This window comes from Rhizobium sp. 05L429, assembly GCF_056397645.1.
On record NZ_JBFTNV010000008.1, the window covers coordinates 101,024 to 119,291 of the forward strand.

Annotated in this window: 19 protein-coding genes; 14 read left to right on the plus strand and 5 right to left on the minus strand. The window is 59.7% G+C overall.

Annotated features, from left to right (window positions below):
• Position 1: 1 nt before the first annotated feature.
• The 3 genes from AC1DNW_RS10675 (at position 2) to guaA (ending at position 2,741) form a co-directional block, all read left to right on the plus strand.
• A complete protein-coding gene (locus AC1DNW_RS10675; protein ID WP_113298261.1) occupies positions 2–451 on the plus strand; it encodes a PaaI family thioesterase in 450 nt (149 codons plus the stop codon).
• Positions 448–1,086 carry a 5'-methylthioadenosine/S-adenosylhomocysteine nucleosidase gene (locus AC1DNW_RS10680; protein ID WP_113298260.1) on the plus strand — a complete coding sequence of 213 codons (639 nt, stop codon included), beginning with the start codon at positions 448–450 and terminating at the stop codon, positions 1,084–1,086. Before AC1DNW_RS10675 ends, AC1DNW_RS10680 begins: the two co-directional genes overlap by 4 nt.
• Before the next feature lie 92 nt (positions 1,087–1,178).
• Positions 1,179–2,741 (plus strand): glutamine-hydrolyzing GMP synthase, encoded by a 1,563-nt coding sequence (guaA, locus tag AC1DNW_RS10685; RefSeq protein ID WP_477852627.1) that lies wholly within the window; start codon positions 1,179–1,181, stop codon positions 2,739–2,741.
• 251 nt (positions 2,742–2,992) lie between these two features.
• Here the strand turns inward: guaA and AC1DNW_RS10690 are convergent, their stop codons facing one another.
• Positions 2,993–3,595 carry an NAD(P)-binding domain-containing protein gene (locus tag AC1DNW_RS10690; protein ID WP_113307704.1) on the minus strand — a complete coding sequence of 201 codons (603 nt, stop codon included), beginning with the start codon at positions 3,593–3,595 and terminating at the stop codon, positions 2,993–2,995.
• Positions 3,596–3,646: 51 nt separating this feature from the next.
• Positions 3,647–4,381 (minus strand): SDR family oxidoreductase, encoded by a 735-nt coding sequence (locus AC1DNW_RS10695; protein WP_113307777.1) that lies wholly within the window; start codon positions 4,379–4,381, stop codon positions 3,647–3,649.
• A gap of 250 nt (positions 4,382–4,631) precedes the next feature.
• Here AC1DNW_RS10695 and AC1DNW_RS10700 point away from each other — a divergent pair, with 250 nt between their 5' ends.
• The 10 genes from AC1DNW_RS10700 (at position 4,632) to AC1DNW_RS10745 (ending at position 14,300) form a co-directional block, all read left to right on the plus strand.
• Positions 4,632–5,528, plus strand: coding sequence for a LysR family transcriptional regulator (locus AC1DNW_RS10700; protein WP_477852629.1), 897 nt, complete (start codon positions 4,632–4,634; stop codon positions 5,526–5,528).
• Positions 5,529–6,081: 553 nt separating this feature from the next.
• Positions 6,082–7,023 (plus strand): hypothetical protein, encoded by a 942-nt coding sequence (locus tag AC1DNW_RS10705; protein WP_162748432.1) that lies wholly within the window; start codon positions 6,082–6,084, stop codon positions 7,021–7,023.
• Positions 7,024–7,410: 387 nt separating this feature from the next.
• Positions 7,411–8,130, plus strand: a complete 720-nt coding sequence (locus AC1DNW_RS10710) for an AAA family ATPase (RefSeq protein WP_477852630.1) — start codon at positions 7,411–7,413, stop codon at positions 8,128–8,130.
• A 174-nt stretch (positions 8,131–8,304) separates the two neighbouring features.
• Positions 8,305–8,913, plus strand: coding sequence for a 2'-5' RNA ligase family protein (locus tag AC1DNW_RS10715; protein WP_113307700.1), 609 nt, complete (start codon positions 8,305–8,307; stop codon positions 8,911–8,913).
• A gap of 70 nt (positions 8,914–8,983) precedes the next feature.
• Complete coding sequence (locus tag AC1DNW_RS10720; RefSeq protein WP_477852631.1) at positions 8,984–10,045, plus strand: M14 family metallopeptidase; 1,062 nt, start codon at positions 8,984–8,986, stop codon at positions 10,043–10,045.
• A gap of 104 nt (positions 10,046–10,149) precedes the next feature.
• Complete coding sequence (locus tag AC1DNW_RS10725) at positions 10,150–11,280, plus strand: TIGR03364 family FAD-dependent oxidoreductase (protein WP_113307698.1); 1,131 nt, start codon at positions 10,150–10,152, stop codon at positions 11,278–11,280.
• A complete protein-coding gene (phnX, locus tag AC1DNW_RS10730) occupies positions 11,277–12,056 on the plus strand; it encodes a phosphonoacetaldehyde hydrolase (RefSeq protein WP_477852632.1) in 780 nt (259 codons plus the stop codon). The genes AC1DNW_RS10725 and phnX overlap by 4 nt, the downstream gene beginning before the upstream one ends.
• Before the next feature lie 69 nt (positions 12,057–12,125).
• Complete coding sequence (locus AC1DNW_RS10735; RefSeq protein WP_113307697.1) at positions 12,126–12,476, plus strand: ArsC family reductase; 351 nt, start codon at positions 12,126–12,128, stop codon at positions 12,474–12,476.
• Positions 12,477–12,479: 3 nt separating this feature from the next.
• The gene (gene ybaK / locus AC1DNW_RS10740) at positions 12,480–12,953 is read left to right on the plus strand and encodes a Cys-tRNA(Pro) deacylase (protein ID WP_113307696.1); all 474 of its coding nucleotides are present in this window, start codon (positions 12,480–12,482) and stop codon (positions 12,951–12,953) included.
• Positions 12,954–13,046: 93 nt separating this feature from the next.
• The gene (locus tag AC1DNW_RS10745; protein ID WP_113307695.1) at positions 13,047–14,300 is read left to right on the plus strand and encodes an aminopeptidase; all 1,254 of its coding nucleotides are present in this window, start codon (positions 13,047–13,049) and stop codon (positions 14,298–14,300) included.
• Here AC1DNW_RS10745 and AC1DNW_RS10750 read toward each other — a convergent pair.
• Positions 14,248–15,168 carry an EamA family transporter gene (locus AC1DNW_RS10750; protein ID WP_477852634.1) on the minus strand — a complete coding sequence of 307 codons (921 nt, stop codon included), beginning with the start codon at positions 15,166–15,168 and terminating at the stop codon, positions 14,248–14,250. The genes AC1DNW_RS10745 and AC1DNW_RS10750 overlap by 53 nt on opposite strands.
• Positions 15,169–15,249: 81 nt before the next feature.
• On the opposite strand from AC1DNW_RS10750, the gene AC1DNW_RS10755 reads away from it, so the two are divergent.
• Positions 15,250–15,747, plus strand: coding sequence for a MarR family transcriptional regulator (locus tag AC1DNW_RS10755; RefSeq protein ID WP_113298246.1), 498 nt, complete (start codon positions 15,250–15,252; stop codon positions 15,745–15,747).
• Here AC1DNW_RS10755 and AC1DNW_RS10760 read toward each other — a convergent pair whose 3' ends face one another.
• Together AC1DNW_RS10760 and xseA are read right to left on the minus strand one after the other, a co-directional pair.
• A complete protein-coding gene (locus AC1DNW_RS10760; protein WP_477852635.1) occupies positions 15,748–16,338 on the minus strand; it encodes an NAD(P)H-dependent oxidoreductase in 591 nt (196 codons plus the stop codon).
• A 2-nt stretch (positions 16,339–16,340) separates the two neighbouring features.
• The gene (xseA, locus tag AC1DNW_RS10765; RefSeq protein WP_113307278.1) at positions 16,341–17,921 is read right to left on the minus strand and encodes an exodeoxyribonuclease VII large subunit; all 1,581 of its coding nucleotides are present in this window, start codon (positions 17,919–17,921) and stop codon (positions 16,341–16,343) included.
• Positions 17,922–18,268: the final 347 nt, after the last annotated feature.

Genomic DNA, 18,268 nt, shown 5'->3' on the forward strand with positions numbered 1-18,268 from the left:
GATGAACAATACCGACAGGGGCGATTTCCGGGAGCGGATCCGCCAGAATTTTTCCCGCCAGGCGGCAATGCACACGATCGGCGCGGAGCTGACACGCGTCGAGCACGGCGTGGTGGAAATCGAGCTTCCTTTCGACGTCAAACTGACACAGCAGCACGGCATTTTGCACGCGGGCATCATTTCCGCCGCGCTCGATTCGGCGTGCGGATTTGCCGCCTACAGCGTTATCGATCCTGACGCCTCGATCCTGACGATCGAGTTCAAGGTCAACCTCATGTCGCCGGGGCGCGGCGAACGCTTCCTCTTCAGGGGCGAGATCACGAAACCCGGCTCCAACATCATCGTCGCCGATGGGCGAGGTTATGCGATCAGCGATGGGCCTGCGAAGCTCATCGCATCCATGACCGGCACGATGATGGTTATCCGCGGAAGAGAGGGAATTACGGGATGAAATTCGAACTGAAGTCGGTCGCAGGCAAATCCATCCTGTTCGTCATGGCCGCAGAGGCCGAATATGGTCCGTTCCTGCGCTCACGCATCGAGCCGCTGATGACTGGCGTCGGCCCGGTCGAGGCGGCGATCGCCCTCACCAAATCGCTCTCCCGTCTCGATGCATCCGACGATCTGCCCGATCTCGTGGTATCGCTCGGCTCGGCCGGCTCGGCGCGGCTGCAACAGACGGAGGTCTATCAGGTCACCTCCGTCTCCTACCGCGACATGGACGCCTCGCCTCTCGGCTTCGAAAAGGGCAAGACGCCCTTCCTCGACCTGCCGGCAGACCTCGATCTGCCGCTGCGCATTCCCGGTGTTCCCGAAGCCACCCTTTCGACCGGCGGCAATGTCGTCTCCGGTGCGGCCTATGCCAATATCGCAGCCGACATGGTCGACATGGAAACCTATGCAGTGCTGCGCGCCTGCCAGGGCTACAAGCTGCCCCTGATCGGCCTTCGCGGCATTTCGGATGGCGCAGTCGAGCTACAGCATATTTCCGGCTGGACAGAATATCTGCACATCGTCGACCGCAAACTTTCCTATGCCGTCGACAGTCTGTTTACTGCCCTGGAAGATGGCGTTTTCTGGTTCTAAGGGCTGAAAACAGGGACAATCGGGACAATAAAACCCGGCTGCGGCCGAATTCCCGGATTGCAAGCAGAGGCGCTTTTCATTAAAGGCTCGCCATGACCCAGACAGCACATCCCGATAGCGTTCTCATCGTCGATTTCGGCAGCCAGGTGACCCAGCTCATCGCACGACGCGTGCGTGAAGCCGGTGTCTATTGCGAGATCGTTCCCTTCCAGTCCGCCGAAGAGGGCTTCAATCGCCTCCAGCYGAAAGCCGTGATCCTGTCCGGCAGCCCGGCCTCGACGGTGGATGAAGGATCGCCAAGGGCGCCGCATATCATCTTCGACAGCGGCCTTCCGGTGTTCGGCATCTGCTACGGCCAGCAGACGATGTGCATGCAGCTCGGCGGCCTCGTGGAGAGCGGTCATCACCGCGAATTCGGACGCGCCTTCCTCGAAGTCGATGAGGACTGCGCTCTTTTTGAGGGATTGTGGTCCAAAGGCTCCCGCCATCAGGTCTGGATGAGCCATGGCGACCGCGTGACGAGACTGCCCGAGGGCTTCGAGGTTGTTGCAACCTCCTCCAACGCGCCATACGCCTTCATCGCCGACGAGAAACGCAAATATTACGGCGTGCAGTTCCATCCGGAGGTCGTGCACACGCCTGATGGCGCAAAGCTGATCGCTAACTTCATTCACAACATTGCCGGCATCAAGGGCGACTGGACCATGTCGGCTTATCGCCAGAAGGCGGTTGACGACATTCGCAAACAGGTCGGCGACAAGCGTGTCATCTGCGCCCTTTCGGGCGGTGTAGACTCCTCCGTTGCGGCGCTGCTCATCCACGAGGCGGTCGGCGACCAGCTCACCTGTATCCTCGTCGACCACGGCCTGATGCGCAAGGACGAGGCGGCGGGCGTCGTCGCCATGTTCCGCGAGCACTACAACCTGCACCTGATCCATGTCGATGCAGCCGATCGCTTCATCGGCGAACTCGAAGGCGTCTCGGACCCGGAAACCAAGCGCAAGATCATCGGTCGCCTGTTCATCGAGACTTTCGAGGATGAAGCCAAGAAGCTCGGCGGCGCCGATTTCCTCGGCCAGGGCACGCTCTATCCCGATGTGATCGAGTCCGTTTCCTTCACTGGTGGCCCCTCCGTCACCATCAAGTCGCACCACAATGTCGGCGGCCTGCCGGAGCGCATGAAGATGCAGCTCGTCGAGCCGCTGCGTGAGCTCTTCAAGGATGAAGTGCGCGCCCTCGGCAAGGAACTCGGCCTGCCTGACAGCTTCATCGGCCGCCACCCCTTCCCGGGTCCGGGCCTCGCTATCCGCTGCCCCGGCGGCATCACCCGCGAAAAGCTCGAGATCCTGCGCGAAGCCGATGCGATCTATCTCGACGAGATCCGCAAGGCCGGCCTCTATGACGCCATCTGGCAGGCCTTCGCCGTGCTGCTGCCTGTCCAGACCGTCGGCGTCATGGGCGACGGCCGTACCTACGAATTCGTCTGCGCACTGCGCGCCGTCACCTCCGTCGACGGTATGACGGCGGATTTCTACCATTACGATATGGAATTCCTCGGCCGCGCCGCCACCCGCATCATCAACGAAGTCCGCGGCATCAACCGCGTCGTTTATGATGTGACGAGCAAGCCGCCGGGCACGATCGAGTGGGAGTGAAGGGGAGTAGTATCGGAAGCAGAGGACATTCGAGCGAACCCTGGGGCCATCGGTAGCAGTCGATAGGTTCAAGGCGACCCGCAGATCTGCCGCTCCGTCGGGCGTCTCCCCGCTCTTCGAACGGCGCCCATGCGCCGTCAGGCCCACCCCAACCTACGCGACTTTGTGGCCTTCAAATACTCGGTCGCGCGCTGCTCGAAGAAGCTAGCGCGCGACCAGTTCTCGGCGTCGATCACACGGTCACAGATCGATTACTGCTCCTTCTTGAACAAATCCTGGAAGATGAGCTGGCCCCAAGTGCGGCCGCGTGCATGCACCAGCGCGCCACCCTCGTTGAGCTTTCCGAGCGTGACGGGTGCGAACCCGAGTCGTTTGGCCAAGGCCGCCACGGGAGCGATCGCGTCCTCGTCGTCGCTCGACAGAAAGACGACCCGGTGTCCGCCCTCGACGATCGGATCGGCGGCCAAGGTGGCCGCAACCAGGTGATTGAAACCTTTCACGAGCTTGGCGCCGGTGAACGCCTTCGCGACGAAGGCGGAGGACGGGAGACCGTCCAGCTCTTCAACGAGAACTCCAAAGGCGTTCGTGGCGTCGATGACTGTCTTGCCTTCCCAGCTCGGCAGGGCCTTCGCGACCTCGCGATGCTCACCGAACGGGACCGCCAAGATGATTGTGTCGGCCTCGAGTGCATCCCGCAACGACTTGGCGACGACGCCGGGTCCAATCGCCCGAGCCTGCGGCGCCAACGCCTCGGCCGGCCGGCGGCTCGCGACGGCCACGTCGATGTTTTTACGGGCGAAGGTATGGGCGAGAGCCTGGCCTACCGCACCGAATCCTATAATCGCATAGCTCATAATACTTCTCCGTGTTGATATTGATCCCCCGGCCTAGCCCGGCGGAACGCGTCAGAGTTGCGCGAGGCCGCCGTCGGCCGCGACCTCGCTGGCGGTCATGAAGCTGCTGTCCGGCGACGCGAGAAATGCAGCCACCGCTCCGATCTCCGCCGGATCGGCCATACGCTGAAGCGGGGTCATCGAGGCGAAGACCTTCTGGCCCTCCTCGCCGAGCGCTTCCTTCGCCAGTTCGGTCGCCGTCGCCCCGGGCGACAGCACATTTACACGGATGCCGGTGCCTTTAAGGTCTTCCGCCCAGGTCCGCGCGAGGTTGCGCACTGCCGCCTTGCTCGCGCTGTAGGCGCTGAATGCCGGGGCGCCCGTGGTGCCGGCGCTAGAGCCGGTCAGGATGATCGAACCGCCTTCCCCCATCAGCGGCAGCGCCTTCTGGACCGTCATGATCGTACCCTTCACATTGGTGTCGAAAGTTTCATCGATGTGCTCGGGGGTGATCTTGCCGAGCGGAAGCGGGCTTCCCGCCCCGGCATTGGCAAAGACGATATCGAGGGTTCCGCGCTCGGCCGCCACCGCCGCGTAGAGTCGGTCGAGGTCGGCCAGATCGGAGACCGAGCCCTTCACCGCGCGGGCATTCGGCCCGAGGTCCGCCAAAGCCGCGTCGAGCGCGTCTTGCCGGCGGCCGAAGATGAAGACGAAGGCGCCCTCCTCGATGAAGCGCTTTGCTGCGGCGCGGCCGATGCCGGTAGCGCCACCGGTGATAACGGCAGTCTTTCCATTCAGTCTGTTCATGTCATGCATCCTTCGTTGCCCCTGGTCGTTCGGGGACGCCCCGAGACCCTCAACATAGGTCCGCAGGATTCAGGCGGTGAGTGCGGAAGCGCGCACATCGGTGGTGCAAAATCGATCCGGCCTGACGAATGATGCTGCCGCGACAGTCGATATCGCGCTTGTCAACATGGGCTTTGATGACCACCAATACTGCAGTACGATGCAGTAGAGACGGCTTTGGAAGGCGCACCGGGCGGTGCAGGATTGCACCATGATCGACTGGGATGACATTCGCTACTTTCTGGCTGTGGCGCGCGGAGGCTCAGTGCGGGCTGCCGCCGAGAGCCTCGGGGTGTATCACTCGACCGTGCTGCGACGCATCGCACAGCTCGAAGAACGCCTCGGGGCGCGGATGTTCGAAAAGCTGCCTTCGGGTTATCGCCTGACGGCTGCGGGCGAGGAGGTCCTCGAGCTTGCCAACCAGATGGAAGCGTCGTCACACCAGCTGGAGACGCGCGTCTTCGGGCGCGACCAAAGCGTGCGCGGGCTTCTGCGGGTGACGTTGGCTCCGGCACTCGCGACACACCTGCTCATGCCGGATTTCGCCGATTTCGCGCGCCTGCATCCGGACATCGAGATGGAAATCTCGTCGTCCGGCGAGCTGGCAAATCTTACGAACAGAGAGGCCGACGTGGCGATCCGCGTCGTTTACGACCGCAAAACGCTGCCGCTCAATCTTCACGGCCTGAAGGGACCGGAGCTGTTCGGTGGAGTCTACATGTCCCGCGACCGACTAGCCGCATGGCGTGCGGGCGCGCCTGATCCCATCCGGTGGATCGTCATAAGCATTCATGGAATTCCGGATTGGGCCAGCGAGGGTGAGGTTCACACCGCGGGGGGTCCATTCAGGATTACGGACGCCGAGGCGCAGATCGTTGCTGTACGGCAGGGGCTCGGGATCACGACACTGCCTTGCTTCGTCGGAGATGCCGACCCCTTACTGGTGAGGGTGCCGGGCACCGACCTGCACATGTATGGAACGCTCTGGCTTCTCACACAGGGGGAGACGCGCAAGACGAAGCGCGTGCAGCTCTTTACCGAGTTCGTATCCCGCAGGCTCGCCGTCTACGCTCCGCTTCTCGCGGGGCTGTGCATATCGCGCGACTGACGCCCGGCAGGTCGCCGGCGAGATGGCGTTATTTCTTTTGATGCCTCACCTCGCCGATTGGTTTTCTTAAAATTTTCTCGCACAATTTTAACGGATATCGGCACCTGGTCAAACGTGATGCGGAGCGGTTATTACTGCCTTCTCACAACTTCTATCATATGCTACAATATTTCTGCAGACGAATGGATTCGTATGTCTGCGAGTAAACTGCACCTGTAGATTATTTTCTCGAACGACAAAGTATTCTCTGCCCGATAACAGAGATTGTCAGCTCACTATCGAGGAGTATTTACTTATGGGCCGACCGAAACTTTACCTGCCTTCAAAGGAACAAAGAGAGATTATTGCCTGGATGGGTGGCGGTCTCGTAATCGCAATTGGCGGACTCTGGACGTTGTTTGTCTATTTCTATCCCTCAGACAACATTTCGAACGCCCCAACGGCCGGAACCAGCGCCACCGCTGGAGGAATAGTTATCGGTGGGAATGCTACCAACTCAAGAGTGAGTACGCAATCGACGCAGCAGAAAGACAGGCAACCGTAGGGTAAGCAGATGCGCTTTTATTTTTGCATTGCCAGTCTTATTGCCTCCTTACTCACCGGTGCGGCGCAGAACACTGCACCTGTGTTAGCGCAAGAACCAAGAGTTAAAGCAGAGACCGGCGGAATTGTCATCGAAGGTAATGTTGAAGATAGCTGTATTGGCAACTGCTCGGTAAGTTTGGAACAATTTCAGTCAATTATGGCCGAATTTAAATCTTTTTCCGAAGATCAAAAATTAGCAATAGAGCAATTGAAATTGAATTCAACGCTTAATCGTAAACAACTATTAGCAGTTCTTGAAATAGCCGAAAGCCTTAGTATTTCTGATAAAACTTTGTCGGATACCATTTTAGGGTTATCGAAGGATATAAAGGCTGTTTCTCCTGCTATATCAAATGTAATAGTATTAAAATCTACAAATAAGGATAAATTCGCTATCGAATTTACACTATCAAATCCATCGAATGTCGTACCAGCATGGACAAAATCTCTTAATTTATCTTCAGATCTAGAATTAAAAGCCGCGGGAATTTCAGGTTTTATCGACAGTGTTACGTATAACGTGCAGGTCGGATTAGACGGAAAAGGCGCAGTGATAGGGGTGGCGACAGAAAAGCCCGATGCGGAGTTCGGATACCCCGTCTCTGGATCGTTTGACTACGGTATCGACACGCGTGAAAGAGGCGCGAAATATTGGAATGTGAAGCTTGGCATCCCGTTACAGATAAAAATAGAACCGGGAGAGAAACTAAGATTGACTCTTGTTTTTTCGAAACCATCGGGGACGTTTTTAAAGGCCGAAAAGGACGGCGAAGCGATCGCGATGAGCATAATGGGGCTACTAAAATCTACCAATAATTTGAGCATTATTTCAGACAATCTCAAAAGCAGCGAAGCAACTTTTGACGGGACAGAATTTCTTGAGTGGTTCACAGAGAATGTGAAATTATAAGTACTGGATCGGTCGGTGATTTGACCAACAATTTACGTATACAGGCGGATAGCGCGTGACGCCCGATATATGGAGTCAGTCCTGTCGTAGAAAATATCGGGCCCTAATGATGCACATCATTTCCATATTGCTTGATCGGATCCGCGCAAACTGGACCAGTTCAAGATACGCAATTCTTCGCAAGAGAAGAAGGCGCGTATGCATTACAGCCTTTGCTCACTAATAGCACCCAGAAAAAATCAACCTCGGACAGCAGGATAAAACAGCGCCACGCAAGGTTGCTGTTTGACCTTTTCAACTCATCACTGCGAAAGCCGCTGTCCTTTAAGCCCGAGACGCGTCTCTCTCAGGGATGAGTGCCGCCAACTCATCAACCCGAGGTAATCGATGCCAACACTTACTTTTGCGAATACGAAAGGAGGCGCCGGCAAAACGACGGTCGCCCTCGTTCTTGCCACAGAACTGGCTCGCCGTGGCCATCGCGTTTCCGTTCTGGATGCAGACCCTCAGCAATGGGCCACACGCTGGCACCGCCTGACAGGGGAAGCAGCCAATTTCGCCGTCATGCCAGGCGTCAGTGAAGATACGATCGAACAGCAGATCAAGGACCTCAAGAAACGGGGCGGTTATGTCATCATCGACCTGCCGGCCGGGATGACCCCGCTGATGGCGAAGGCCATCGGCTTTTCAGATCATGTGATGGTTCCGGTGCAGGGCTGCGCCATGGATGCCGTCGGCGGCGCGCAGGTGCTTGAGATCTTGAAGCAGCTCGCGGCCCAGCATGATATTCGCATCCCGCATTCGGTCGTGCTGACCCGCATCAGCTCGATCATCACGACGCGCGCATTGCTCGCCGTAAAGGGTCTGCTCGCCAAGCAACAAGTCAATGTCATCGACACGGCGCTGATCGAGCGTGCCGCCTATCGCGATATGTTCGTTTCCGGCGGCAGCCTCTACACGATGGACCCTGCCCGTGTCAGCAATCTCGACAAGGCGCAAGACAATGCCCGCTTGCYGGCAGACGATGTTCTTCGTCTCGCGCCGCCGAAGGCAGCCCGCACCAGGTCTCCCAAGAAGGCGGTTGAGCTCGTCAAGAACGCTGCATAAGGCTTGCCTCAACGCTTGATTGACGCCAACAAACGGCTGCCTTGCGGCAGCCGTTTCTGTCTTTAATATCCATACAAAACATTTTGTTCATGTTTTGTTTTTGACTATAATGTCAATCCGGTTATGCTCCTCCTTGTCGAAACAAGGAGGCGGGCGATGTAGTCCGTAGTTCAAATGCCTCATTTTCCACTCGATCCGAATAGCGCAGGCCCGCAGAAGAAATCCGATCTTGTCGGAGAATTTCACGACAGGATTTTCTTCGCGCTTCGTCCAACCATCGAAGCGGCATCCGAGGCGCTGGACATCGCGCAAATGTATCGCAATAGACATTCTCTGACCGGCCCCTCGCGGCCCAACGCAGTGCTTCATGTCACGCTGAACGGCATTGGCGCCTACCGTCGGCTCCCGGATGATATCGTGTTCGGCGCTGAACAAGTCGCCGCGACAGTGCGTGCCCAGCCGTTCGAAATTGTTCTCGACGAGGCCATGAGCTTCAAGCATCCTGGCCAAGCGCAGGCTTTCGTCATCTGTGGCAGGCAAGAAAACGAAGGCCTGCTGGATCTTCGCAACCAAATTCAAGAAGGTCTCTACGAGGCCGGGCTACCCTATAATGTTGGCGGACATCTGACGCCGCACATGACGATGGTCTATGATCGCAAGACCGTGCTGCCTGAAAAGCTTGACCGACCTGTGCGCTGGACCGTCCAGGAGTTCCTGCTGATTCACAGTATCTACGGGAAGAGCGAGCATCACGTCATCAACCGGTGGCCTCTCATCGGCTGAGCTGCGCTTGCACCGCGGGTGGGGATTCGCCTAAAACTCCCCACTCAATATGCACATGCGGAGCAAGACAGTGGACGTTTCAGAGATCATCATCCCCGGCGATACGCCCGGCATCGAATGGCGGTTGCCGGTCATGCGCTTCAGGGGAAGCGATCCGGCGGCGCCGAAGGTCTATATCCAGGCCGCGTTGCATTCCAATGAACTGCCGGGAACGGCGCTTGCGCATTTTCTCTGCCTTCAACTCGGGCAAGCAGAAAGCGAAGGACGTATCGCCGGCGATATCACGCTCGTGCCGCAGGCAAATCCGATCGGGGCGGCGCAATCGCATTTCGGCGAGTTGCAGGGCCGCTTCGATTTGGGATCGCGGACCAATTTCAATCGGGATTTTCCGCTGATCTCGGTTCGCGACCGGGAGGAGTTGCTTGACGGTCTCGATGATTATCCGGCTACAGATCGATTGAAGCGAAAGCTGATTGACATGGCACTCGGGGCCGATCTGGTGCTCGATCTGCATTGCGATGATGAATCGCTGCAATATGCCTATATCGATGAGGCCTTCTGGCCGGAGGCAGCGGACCTTGCCAATGCGCTCGACATGGAAGCAGTGCTGCTTTCTGATGGCGAAAGCTCCGCCTTTGAAGAAGCGGTCGGTTTTGCCTGGAAATATGAGGTGCCAGGCGAGCGCAAGACAAAGCTTCCGGGCAAGCTTTCGGTGACGGTGGAGCTGCGCGGCCGGCRCGACGTCTATCCCGATATGGCCGCAAAAGACGCCGAAGGCCTGCTGCAATTCCTGATCGGGCGTGGTGTCGTCAACGGCCGGGCAGGCGGTGACAAGACCTTCTTCGGACCGGCCGTGCCGCTCGACAATGTCGAGATCGTGCGCGCGCCGCAGGGTGGCACAGTGTTGTTCCATCGCAATATCGGCGAACGTGTTTCTGAAGGAGAGCTTCTGGCGACGATCATCACCCGACCCGGCTTTGCCGAAGGCGATATCCACATCCTGGCGCCGCAGGGCGGGCTGCTGCTGACCCGCACGTCCGATCGGCTGGTGCGCCGGCGAGGCGACATAGTGAAGATCGCGGCCGACCGGCCGAGCAAGGCGACGCGGAGGGCCGGCGCGCTGGAAGACTGAACCGGCGTTCTTTTCCACACGCGAATGTAAGGCTCCGCGCAACTGTCACACAGGCTTCAAGATAATCCGCCAAGCCGTTGCAGACATGTTGCGAAGGAGCTTTCATGCCGCAATACGACGTTGCGATCGTCGGCGCAGGAATTATCGGGCTGGCGCATGCGCTGGCGGCGGCAAAGCGCGGCAAACGCGTTGTGGTTATAGACCGCGACGCACAGGCAAACGGCGCCTCGGTGCGCAATTTCGGATTTGTGACGGTGACCGGCCAGCAGGCTGGCGACTGCTGGGGCAAGGCACGGAAGGCCCGTGATATCTGGGCCGAAGTGGTGGACGAGGCCGGCATCGATGTCCTGCAGCGCGGGCTTTTGCTGGCAGCGAGGCTCGACGAATCCGAAGGCGTGATCGATGCCTTTCTGCGGACCGAAATGGGAGAAGGCTGCGAAAGACTGACGGTCGACGAAGCACGGCGGCTCGTGCCGGCGCTGCGGCCGGAGGCAGCGCCGTTTACACTCTACAGCCCGCATGAGCTGCGCGTGGAGTCCCGAACTGCCATTCCCCTGCTCGCGCGGTATCTTGAAGTCAAATACGGCATCGAGTTCCGCCGCTCCACGGCGGTGAGTGCCGTCGAACCGCCGCGAGTCGAAACGACTGCAGGGGTGATCGAGGCGGAAACAGTGGTCGTCTGCCCGGGCGATGATTTCAAGAGCCTGTTTGCCGACCGGATCGCTGCTTTCAACGTAACGCGCTGCAAACTGCAGATGATGCGCGTCGTTCCGGCGCAACGGGTTTCGCTCGGCACAGCCGTCATGTCCGATCTCGGGCTTGGACGCTATCTCGGCTATGCCGAGTTACCGGAGGCGACTGTGCTCAAGGCGAGGCTCGACCGGGAATTCAAGCCCGAGCGCGAAAACGGCATCCATCTGATCGTCACGCAGTCGGAGGACGGCTCGCTCGTCGTCGGCGACAGCCATCATTATTCCGAAACGCCCGATCCCTTTGGGCTGGAGCGGGTCGACAGGCTGATCCTCGACGAGTTGGACACCGTGCTCAACCTGCCGGGACGCTTCATCACCGAGCGTTGGATCGGCACCTATGCCTCCGCCCCGGACCGCTGGCGGTTCACCGACAAGCCTTCCGACGCGTTGCGCATCGTCGTGGTCACGGCGGGCTGCGGTGCATCCACTGCTTTCGGCATCGGCGAGGAAACCATCGAAGATCTTTACGGGAGCGCAGCATGACGCAATTCAAGGCAGTGGTCTTCGACTGGGCCGGCACGGTCATCGATTTTGGCTCCTTCGCGCCGATGGGCGCCTTTGTGGAAACCTTCGGCAAGTTCGGCATCGAAGTGACGATCGCCGATGCCCGCAAACCGATGGGGCTTCCAAAGCGCGCGCATATTGCGGCAATGCTGGCCGAGCCGCATATTGCCGCCCGCTGGCAGGCTGCATGCGGTACCTCCCCTGACGAATCGGCAATCGATAAGGTCTACGAACTCTTCGTGCCGCTCAACGAGGCGGTCGTGAGCAATTACTGCGCACTGGTACCGGGCGCGCTGAGGACGATCGAGTACTTGCGTGAGCGGCAGATGAAGATCGGCTCGACCACCGGCTATACGCGCTCGATCATGGAGCGCGTGCTGCCGCTTGCCGCCGAACAGGGCTATGCGCCCGACAACCTGATCTGCGCCGATGACCTGCCGCTCGGCCGGCCGACGCCGATCGGCATGTACAAATGCTTCGTCGATCTGATGGTCTATCCGGCCTCTGCCGTCCTGAAGGTCGACGATACGGAACCGGGTATTGCCGAAGGTGCTGCCGCCGGCTGCRTGACGGTCGGCGTAACGCTCTCCGGCAATGAAGCCGGCCTGACGCCCGAAGAAGTGGATGCGCTTTCGCCGGAGGCGCGGGCCGAGCTGCACAAAAGGATCGGCGAGAAACTGATCGCCGCCGGCGCCGACTACATTATCGAGACCGTGGCCGACCTGCCGGCGCTMATCGAAGAGCTCGAGGGATAAACGCCGAACGACGTTTGCAGCGCTTATCCGCCGTGATATCTCCCTGCCGAAACAGGGAGATCGAACCCCATGGTCGCTACCATCTACGGTATCAAGAACTGTGACACGATGAAGAAGGCCCGCAGCTGGCTGGAGGACCACGGCGTTGCCTATGACTTCCATGACTACAAGGCTGTCGGCATCGACCGCGCGCATCTGGAACGCTGGATCGACGAGGCAGGCTGGGAAACGGTGCTCAACCGTGCAGGCACGACCTTCCGCAAGTTGCCGGACGCTGCTCGCGAGGACCTCAACCGCGAGAAGGCGATCGCGCTGATGCTCGACCAACCCTCGATGATCAAGCGTCCCGTGCTGGAAGCTGATGACAAGCTGCTGATCGGCTTCAAACCGGAGATTTACGAGCGGACGTTCGAGGGCTGAKCCATGTCCAAGACCACCCGCGCCACGCAGGTTCTCACGCAGGCAGGCATCGCCTTTACAATTCACACCTATGACTACGATCCGAATGCCGAGCGCGTCGGGCTGCAGGCGGCCGAAGCCTTGGGTGAGGAGCCGCATCGCGTGCTGAAGACGTTGATGGCGGAGGTGGATGGGAAGCCGGTCTGTGTGGTCGTGCCCTCCGACCGCGAGGTCAGCATGAAAAAGCTCGCGGGCACCTTTGGTGGCAAGTCGGCCAATATGATGAAACCGACCGATGCGGAGCGGCTGACGGGATACCATGTCGGCGGTATCAGTCCCTTCGGGCAGAAGAAGATCGTTCCGACGGCAATCGAGGAAACGGCGCTGGCCGAACCGCTGGTTTATATCAATGGCGGACAGCGTGGGCTGCAAGTGCGGCTGGACCCCAAGGACGCGCTAAAAGCACTGAAAGCGACAGCTGCGGCGCTGATCGCCTGAGGCGAGATGAATTGGCCGGAGCGCTTCATTTTCGCCGTAAAGGGGTCTAAGTCTTTCACCTCCCGTCGTAGATATCAGAAGGCAGTTGATCCCATGACGTTCATGCCCCAGAGCCACAGCTCCGTCGATCCCGTCAAACTCGAGAAGCTGGCGGAAGTCGCCATCAAGGTCGGATTGCAGCTTCAGAAGGGGCAGGATCTCGTCATTACCTCTCCTGTCGTGGCGCTGCCGCTGGTGCGGCTGATCACCAAACACGCCTATCTCGCCGGCGCCGGCCTTGTTTCAACCTTCTACTCCGACGAGGAGACGACGTTGGCGCGCTACCAATATGGCAGCGACGAGAGCTTCGACCGGGCTTCCGGCTGGCTCTACGACGGCATGGCGAAGGCCTATGAGAAGGATACCGCCCGCCTTGCTATTGCCGGTGACAATCCGATGCTCCTGTCGGAGCAGGATCCCAGCAAGGTCGGCCGCGCCAACCGCGCCAATTCCACGGCCTACAAGCCGGCGCTGGAGAAGATCTCCAACTTCGACATCAACTGGAACATCGTCTCCTATCCCAACCCCTCCTGGGCGAAGGTCGTCTTCCCCGACGATCCGGAAGCGATTGCCATCGCCAGGCTTGCCAGGGCGATCTTTGCTGCCTCGCGTGTCGACCTCGATGACCCGATCGCTGCATGGGCAGAGCATAATGCCAATCTCGCCAAACGCTCATTCTGGCTGAACGGCGAACGTTTTGCCGCTCTGCATTTCACCGGACCGGGCACGGATCTCACTGTCGGTCTGGCGGATGGCCATGAATGGCATGGTGGCGCCTCGACGGCGAAGAACGGCATCACCTGCAATCCGAACATCCCGACCGAGGAAGTCTTCACCACGCCGCATGCGCTGCGCGTGGAAGGCCATGTGTCGAGCACCAAGCCGCTTTCGCATCAGGGCACGCTGATCGACAATATCCGGGTGCGCTTCGAAGGCGGCCGCATCGTCGAGGCCAAGGCCTCGCGCGGCGAGGAGGTCCTGAACAAGGTGCTGGATACGGATGAGGGCGCGCGCCGGCTCGGCGAAGTGGCGCTGGTGCCGCATTCCTCGCCGATCTCCGCGAGCGGTATCCTCTTCTACAATACGCTGTTCGACGAGAATGCCTCCTGCCATATCGCGCTCGGCCAGTGCTACTCGAAGTGCTTCCTCGATGGCGCTTCGCTAAGCCAGGAGCAGATCAAGGCGCAGGGCGGTAATTCCAGCCTGATCCACATCGACTGGATGATCGGTTCCGACAAGGTCGATATCGACGGCATCAAGCCGGATGGTTCGCGGGTGCCGGTGATGCGCCAGGGCGAGTGGGCGTAACCGCAGCCTTCGGCATCAGGCTCCGCTGACTCAGCCAGACGCTGACCAGCACCATGGCAAAACCGACAAGCTGGGTTGGCGTCAGGCTTTGGCCGAGCGCCAGCCAGCCGAGCAGGGTCGCGACGACGGGGCTCAGGAAACCGAGCGATGCCGCGGCTGAAGGCTCGATGCGTGACAGACCGCGKAACCACAGCAGATAGGTGAAGGCTGCGCCGATGAGGCCGAGATAGGCGATGCCGACTATATTGGCTGCCGTCGGCACCGGAAGCGCAGGCTCCAGAAAGAAGGCGACGGGCACGAGCAGGATGCCGCCCGCAGTCAGTTGCCATGAGGTAAAAGTCAGGCTCGATACGGGCGGCTGCCAATGGCGGGTCAGCACCGTACCAAAAGCCATGGAGACGGCACCGGCAAGACCTGCGGCAAMACCGACAGGATCGAGTGCCGCTTTGGGGCCGAGCACCAGAAGTGCCACCCCACCCATGCCGATCAGGCCGGCAATGACAGCGAAGAATCGGATCGGCTTGCCAAGGAAAAGGCGCGACAGCGCGATGACGATCAGTGGCTGCACGGCGCCGACCGTGGCGGCCACGCCGCCCGGCAATCGGTAGGCCGAAACGAAAAGCATCGCCCAGAAGAATGAGAAATTCAGCGCGCCGAGAATGAAGGCGCGGCCCCACCAGATGCCCGTGGGCAGCGTCCGGACAATCAGCAGCAGAAGCAGACCGGCCGGCAGCGCGCGCAGCATCGCAACCGTCAGCGGATAATCCTGCGGCAGGAAGGACGTCGTGACGAAATAGGTGCTTCCCCAGATGGCGGGAGCAACAGCGGTCATCAGCACATCGGTGGCATAGCGTGCATTTGTCTTCATTTCAAGAATCTCTACTTCAAGATAAATTCAGGATAATGCATTTTATCTTGACGTCAAGAGATCTCCTGATATCGATGCGGTATGGGCAAAACCAATGAAGATCACGTCGACCGGATCCTGGCTCAGTGGCGGCGCGAGCGGCCAGAGCTGGATGTCGAACCCATGGGGATCTTCGGCCGGTTGAAACGGCTGACGACGCATATCGGCCGGGAAGTGGAAAACGTACTGCTCAAGCATGGCCTCTCCTCTTCCGCCTTCGATGTGCTGGCGACCCTTCGCCGCTCCGGCGCGCCCTACCGGCTTTCGCCCGGAGAATTGCTCGGCATGACTATGGTGAGTTCGGGCACGATGACGAACCGGATCGACCAGCTGGAAAAGGCCGGCTTCGTGGAACGGCTGTTTAATCCCGAAGACAGGCGCAGCGTGCTGATTGCGCTCACCGAGAAGGGGCTGGCGATCGTGGAAGAGGCGGTTGGCGCCCATGTCGCCAACCAACAGCGGTTGACGCGCAATCTGACAGATAAAGACAAGGCGGAGCTTGATCGGCTGCTGAAGAAATTCCTGTCGGACTTCGAATAGTCAGACGGCCGCGAGCACCTTGCGGATGCGCTCCAGATGCGCCCTGCGTCTGGCATCCGTCGTGCGGTCCATGTCGTGCAGGTTCAGCATACGGAAGACGAGTTTCTTCGAGCAGAAATTGGCAATGCCGCGCCTCAGCAGGCGGCGGACGGGATTGCCCATATAGAAATGCACCAGCCACCAGGGTGAACCTGTCGTCGTCAGCGCATAGAGCAGCCTGATATTGGTGAGCTGCGGCACGATGCGGCCGCCGGCGGCATCGTGGGTGAAAGCGACGCCCGGCGCAAAGATGCGATCGAAGAAGCCCTTCAGGATGGCCGGGAAATTGAACCACCACTGCGGGAAAACGAGGACGAGCCCGTCAGCAGCCTGAAGACGAGCCAAGATACCGGCAACGGCACAGGTGTCGTAAGGCACGTCGAAATAGCCGCTCCGCTMGGCCTTCGATAGCCGAGGGTCAAAATCCTCGGCATAGAGATCCAGCAGATCGACAGTATGGCCGGAGGCTTCGAGTGCCTCCTGAGCGGTCCGGGCCACAGAAGCAGCAAAGCTTTCCGGCAGCGGATGGGCGAGCACGAGCAGAATGTGCATCGCTAGAACAGGCTTCCCTGCTTCGGCGGCTCGCCGCCCCTTGCGGTGCGCTTCTTAGACCCTGCCGGTGGAGTGCCGCCTTCGGTCGTCATGGCTCCGACGCGGCCATCGGCAAACTCGATGGCGATGCCCATCCCGGCGGAGAGTGCGGCAGCCTGCGATACCGGCCTGTTGTCCTCATCGCGGATGACCGCATACCCGCGCTTCAGCACGTTCTTGTAGGAGAGAGACTGAAGAACGCGGTCCTGTGCAGAAAGCTCGGCGCGCGCACGCGTCAGCTGATGGCGGATCGCAGTATCGGCGTGGCGCGAAAGATTGCCGAGCCGCTCGCGGCCACGATCGGTCTGAGTCTTCAGCCGCGCCGGAAGCGAGGCGAGAATTGCTTCGGCGCGCTCAATGCGGGACTTTGAACGATCGAGCAGACGCTCGACGGTACGCTCAGCCCGGGCCATGCGCTCGTTGAGAAGCTGGCGACGCTCGGTGATGCGGTTCGACAGCACGTCCGGACGCAGATGCGAGGCGACACGCTCGAAACCGCGGCGCTTGTTGATGGTGTTGAGTTCCAGCCCGCGGCCGAGGCCGGTGGCCGCCTCATCGAAGCGGCGGCGGGGCAGCGCCAGCAATTGGTCGAGCGACGGCAGAGCGCGCATCAACGCGCGAACGGACTGGCGGCGCTGATCCATCTGGCGGCTCATGCAGCCCTGCAGGCGGGCAGTGAGATCTGCGGTCTGCGCCTCAAGCTCGGCCTTGACGGGCACGGCCATTTCAGCGGCACCCGTCGGTGTCGGCGCACGGACATCGGCGGCGTAATCGATCAGCGTCCAGTCCGTCTCGTGGCCAACAGCGGAGATCAAAGGAATTCGGCTGTCGGCTGCGGCACGCACGACGATTTCGTCGTTGAAGCTCCAGAGATCTTCGAGACTGCCGCCGCCTCGCGCGACGATCAGCACATCCGGACGCGGGATCTCACCGCCGGGTTCCATGGCATTGAAGCCGTTGATGGCGTTCGCCACCTCCTCGCCGGAGCCCTCCCCCTGCACCTTGACTGGCCAGACGATGACATGGACCGGGAAACGATCGGAGATACGATGCAGGATATCGCGGATGACGGCCCCGGTGGGCGAGGTCACGACGCCGATGACCTCAGGCATGAAAGGCAGGCGCTTCTTGCGCGATGGATCGAACAGGCCCTCAGCGCCGAGCCTGCGCTTGCGCTCCTCGATCAATGCCATCAGCGCGCCTGCACCAGCAGGCTCCAGGGTCTCGATGACGATCTGATATTTAGAAGAGCCGGGGAAGGTCGTGACCTTGCCGGTCGCGATCACCTCCATGCCCTCTTCCGGACGGAACTTCAGGCGGGAAAAAGTGCCTTTCCAAATGACCGCATCGATGCGAGCGCGGTCGTCCTTCAACGAAAAATAGGCATGACCGGAAGAATGCGGCCCGCGGTAGCCGGAAATCTCGCCGCGCACCCGCACCTGATCAAAGGCTGTCTCGACGGTCCGCTTGATGGAACCGGACAGTTCAGAGACTGAATATTCCGCAAGATTGGTGGGCGAATCGCCGTCAAAGACATTGCTCATCCGCCCTTTCTATTTTGATCGACCCCGAACGGGAAGGTCGGCTCCGTCGAAGGGCGTATTTTTACCCGAAAATCGACGAAAGACCCTAGAAATAGGGATATCGCTACGTCCAAAAAAAACTTAGTATTATTCATGTTCGTAGGGAGTGGCGAACACTGACCCGAAAATGAGCATGCTGGTGACAGTGAAAATTCCCCGCCGATGAAAGGCGCGGGAGCGATCGCTTATCTTATCGTCGCTATTGCTCAACCTTATTGGGTATCGGCTCGCCCTCTTTCCGAACAACCAGTCGATCCGACGTCGATCGAATTGCCAGCGTGATGCTGCTTCGTTCAACACCGGTGCTG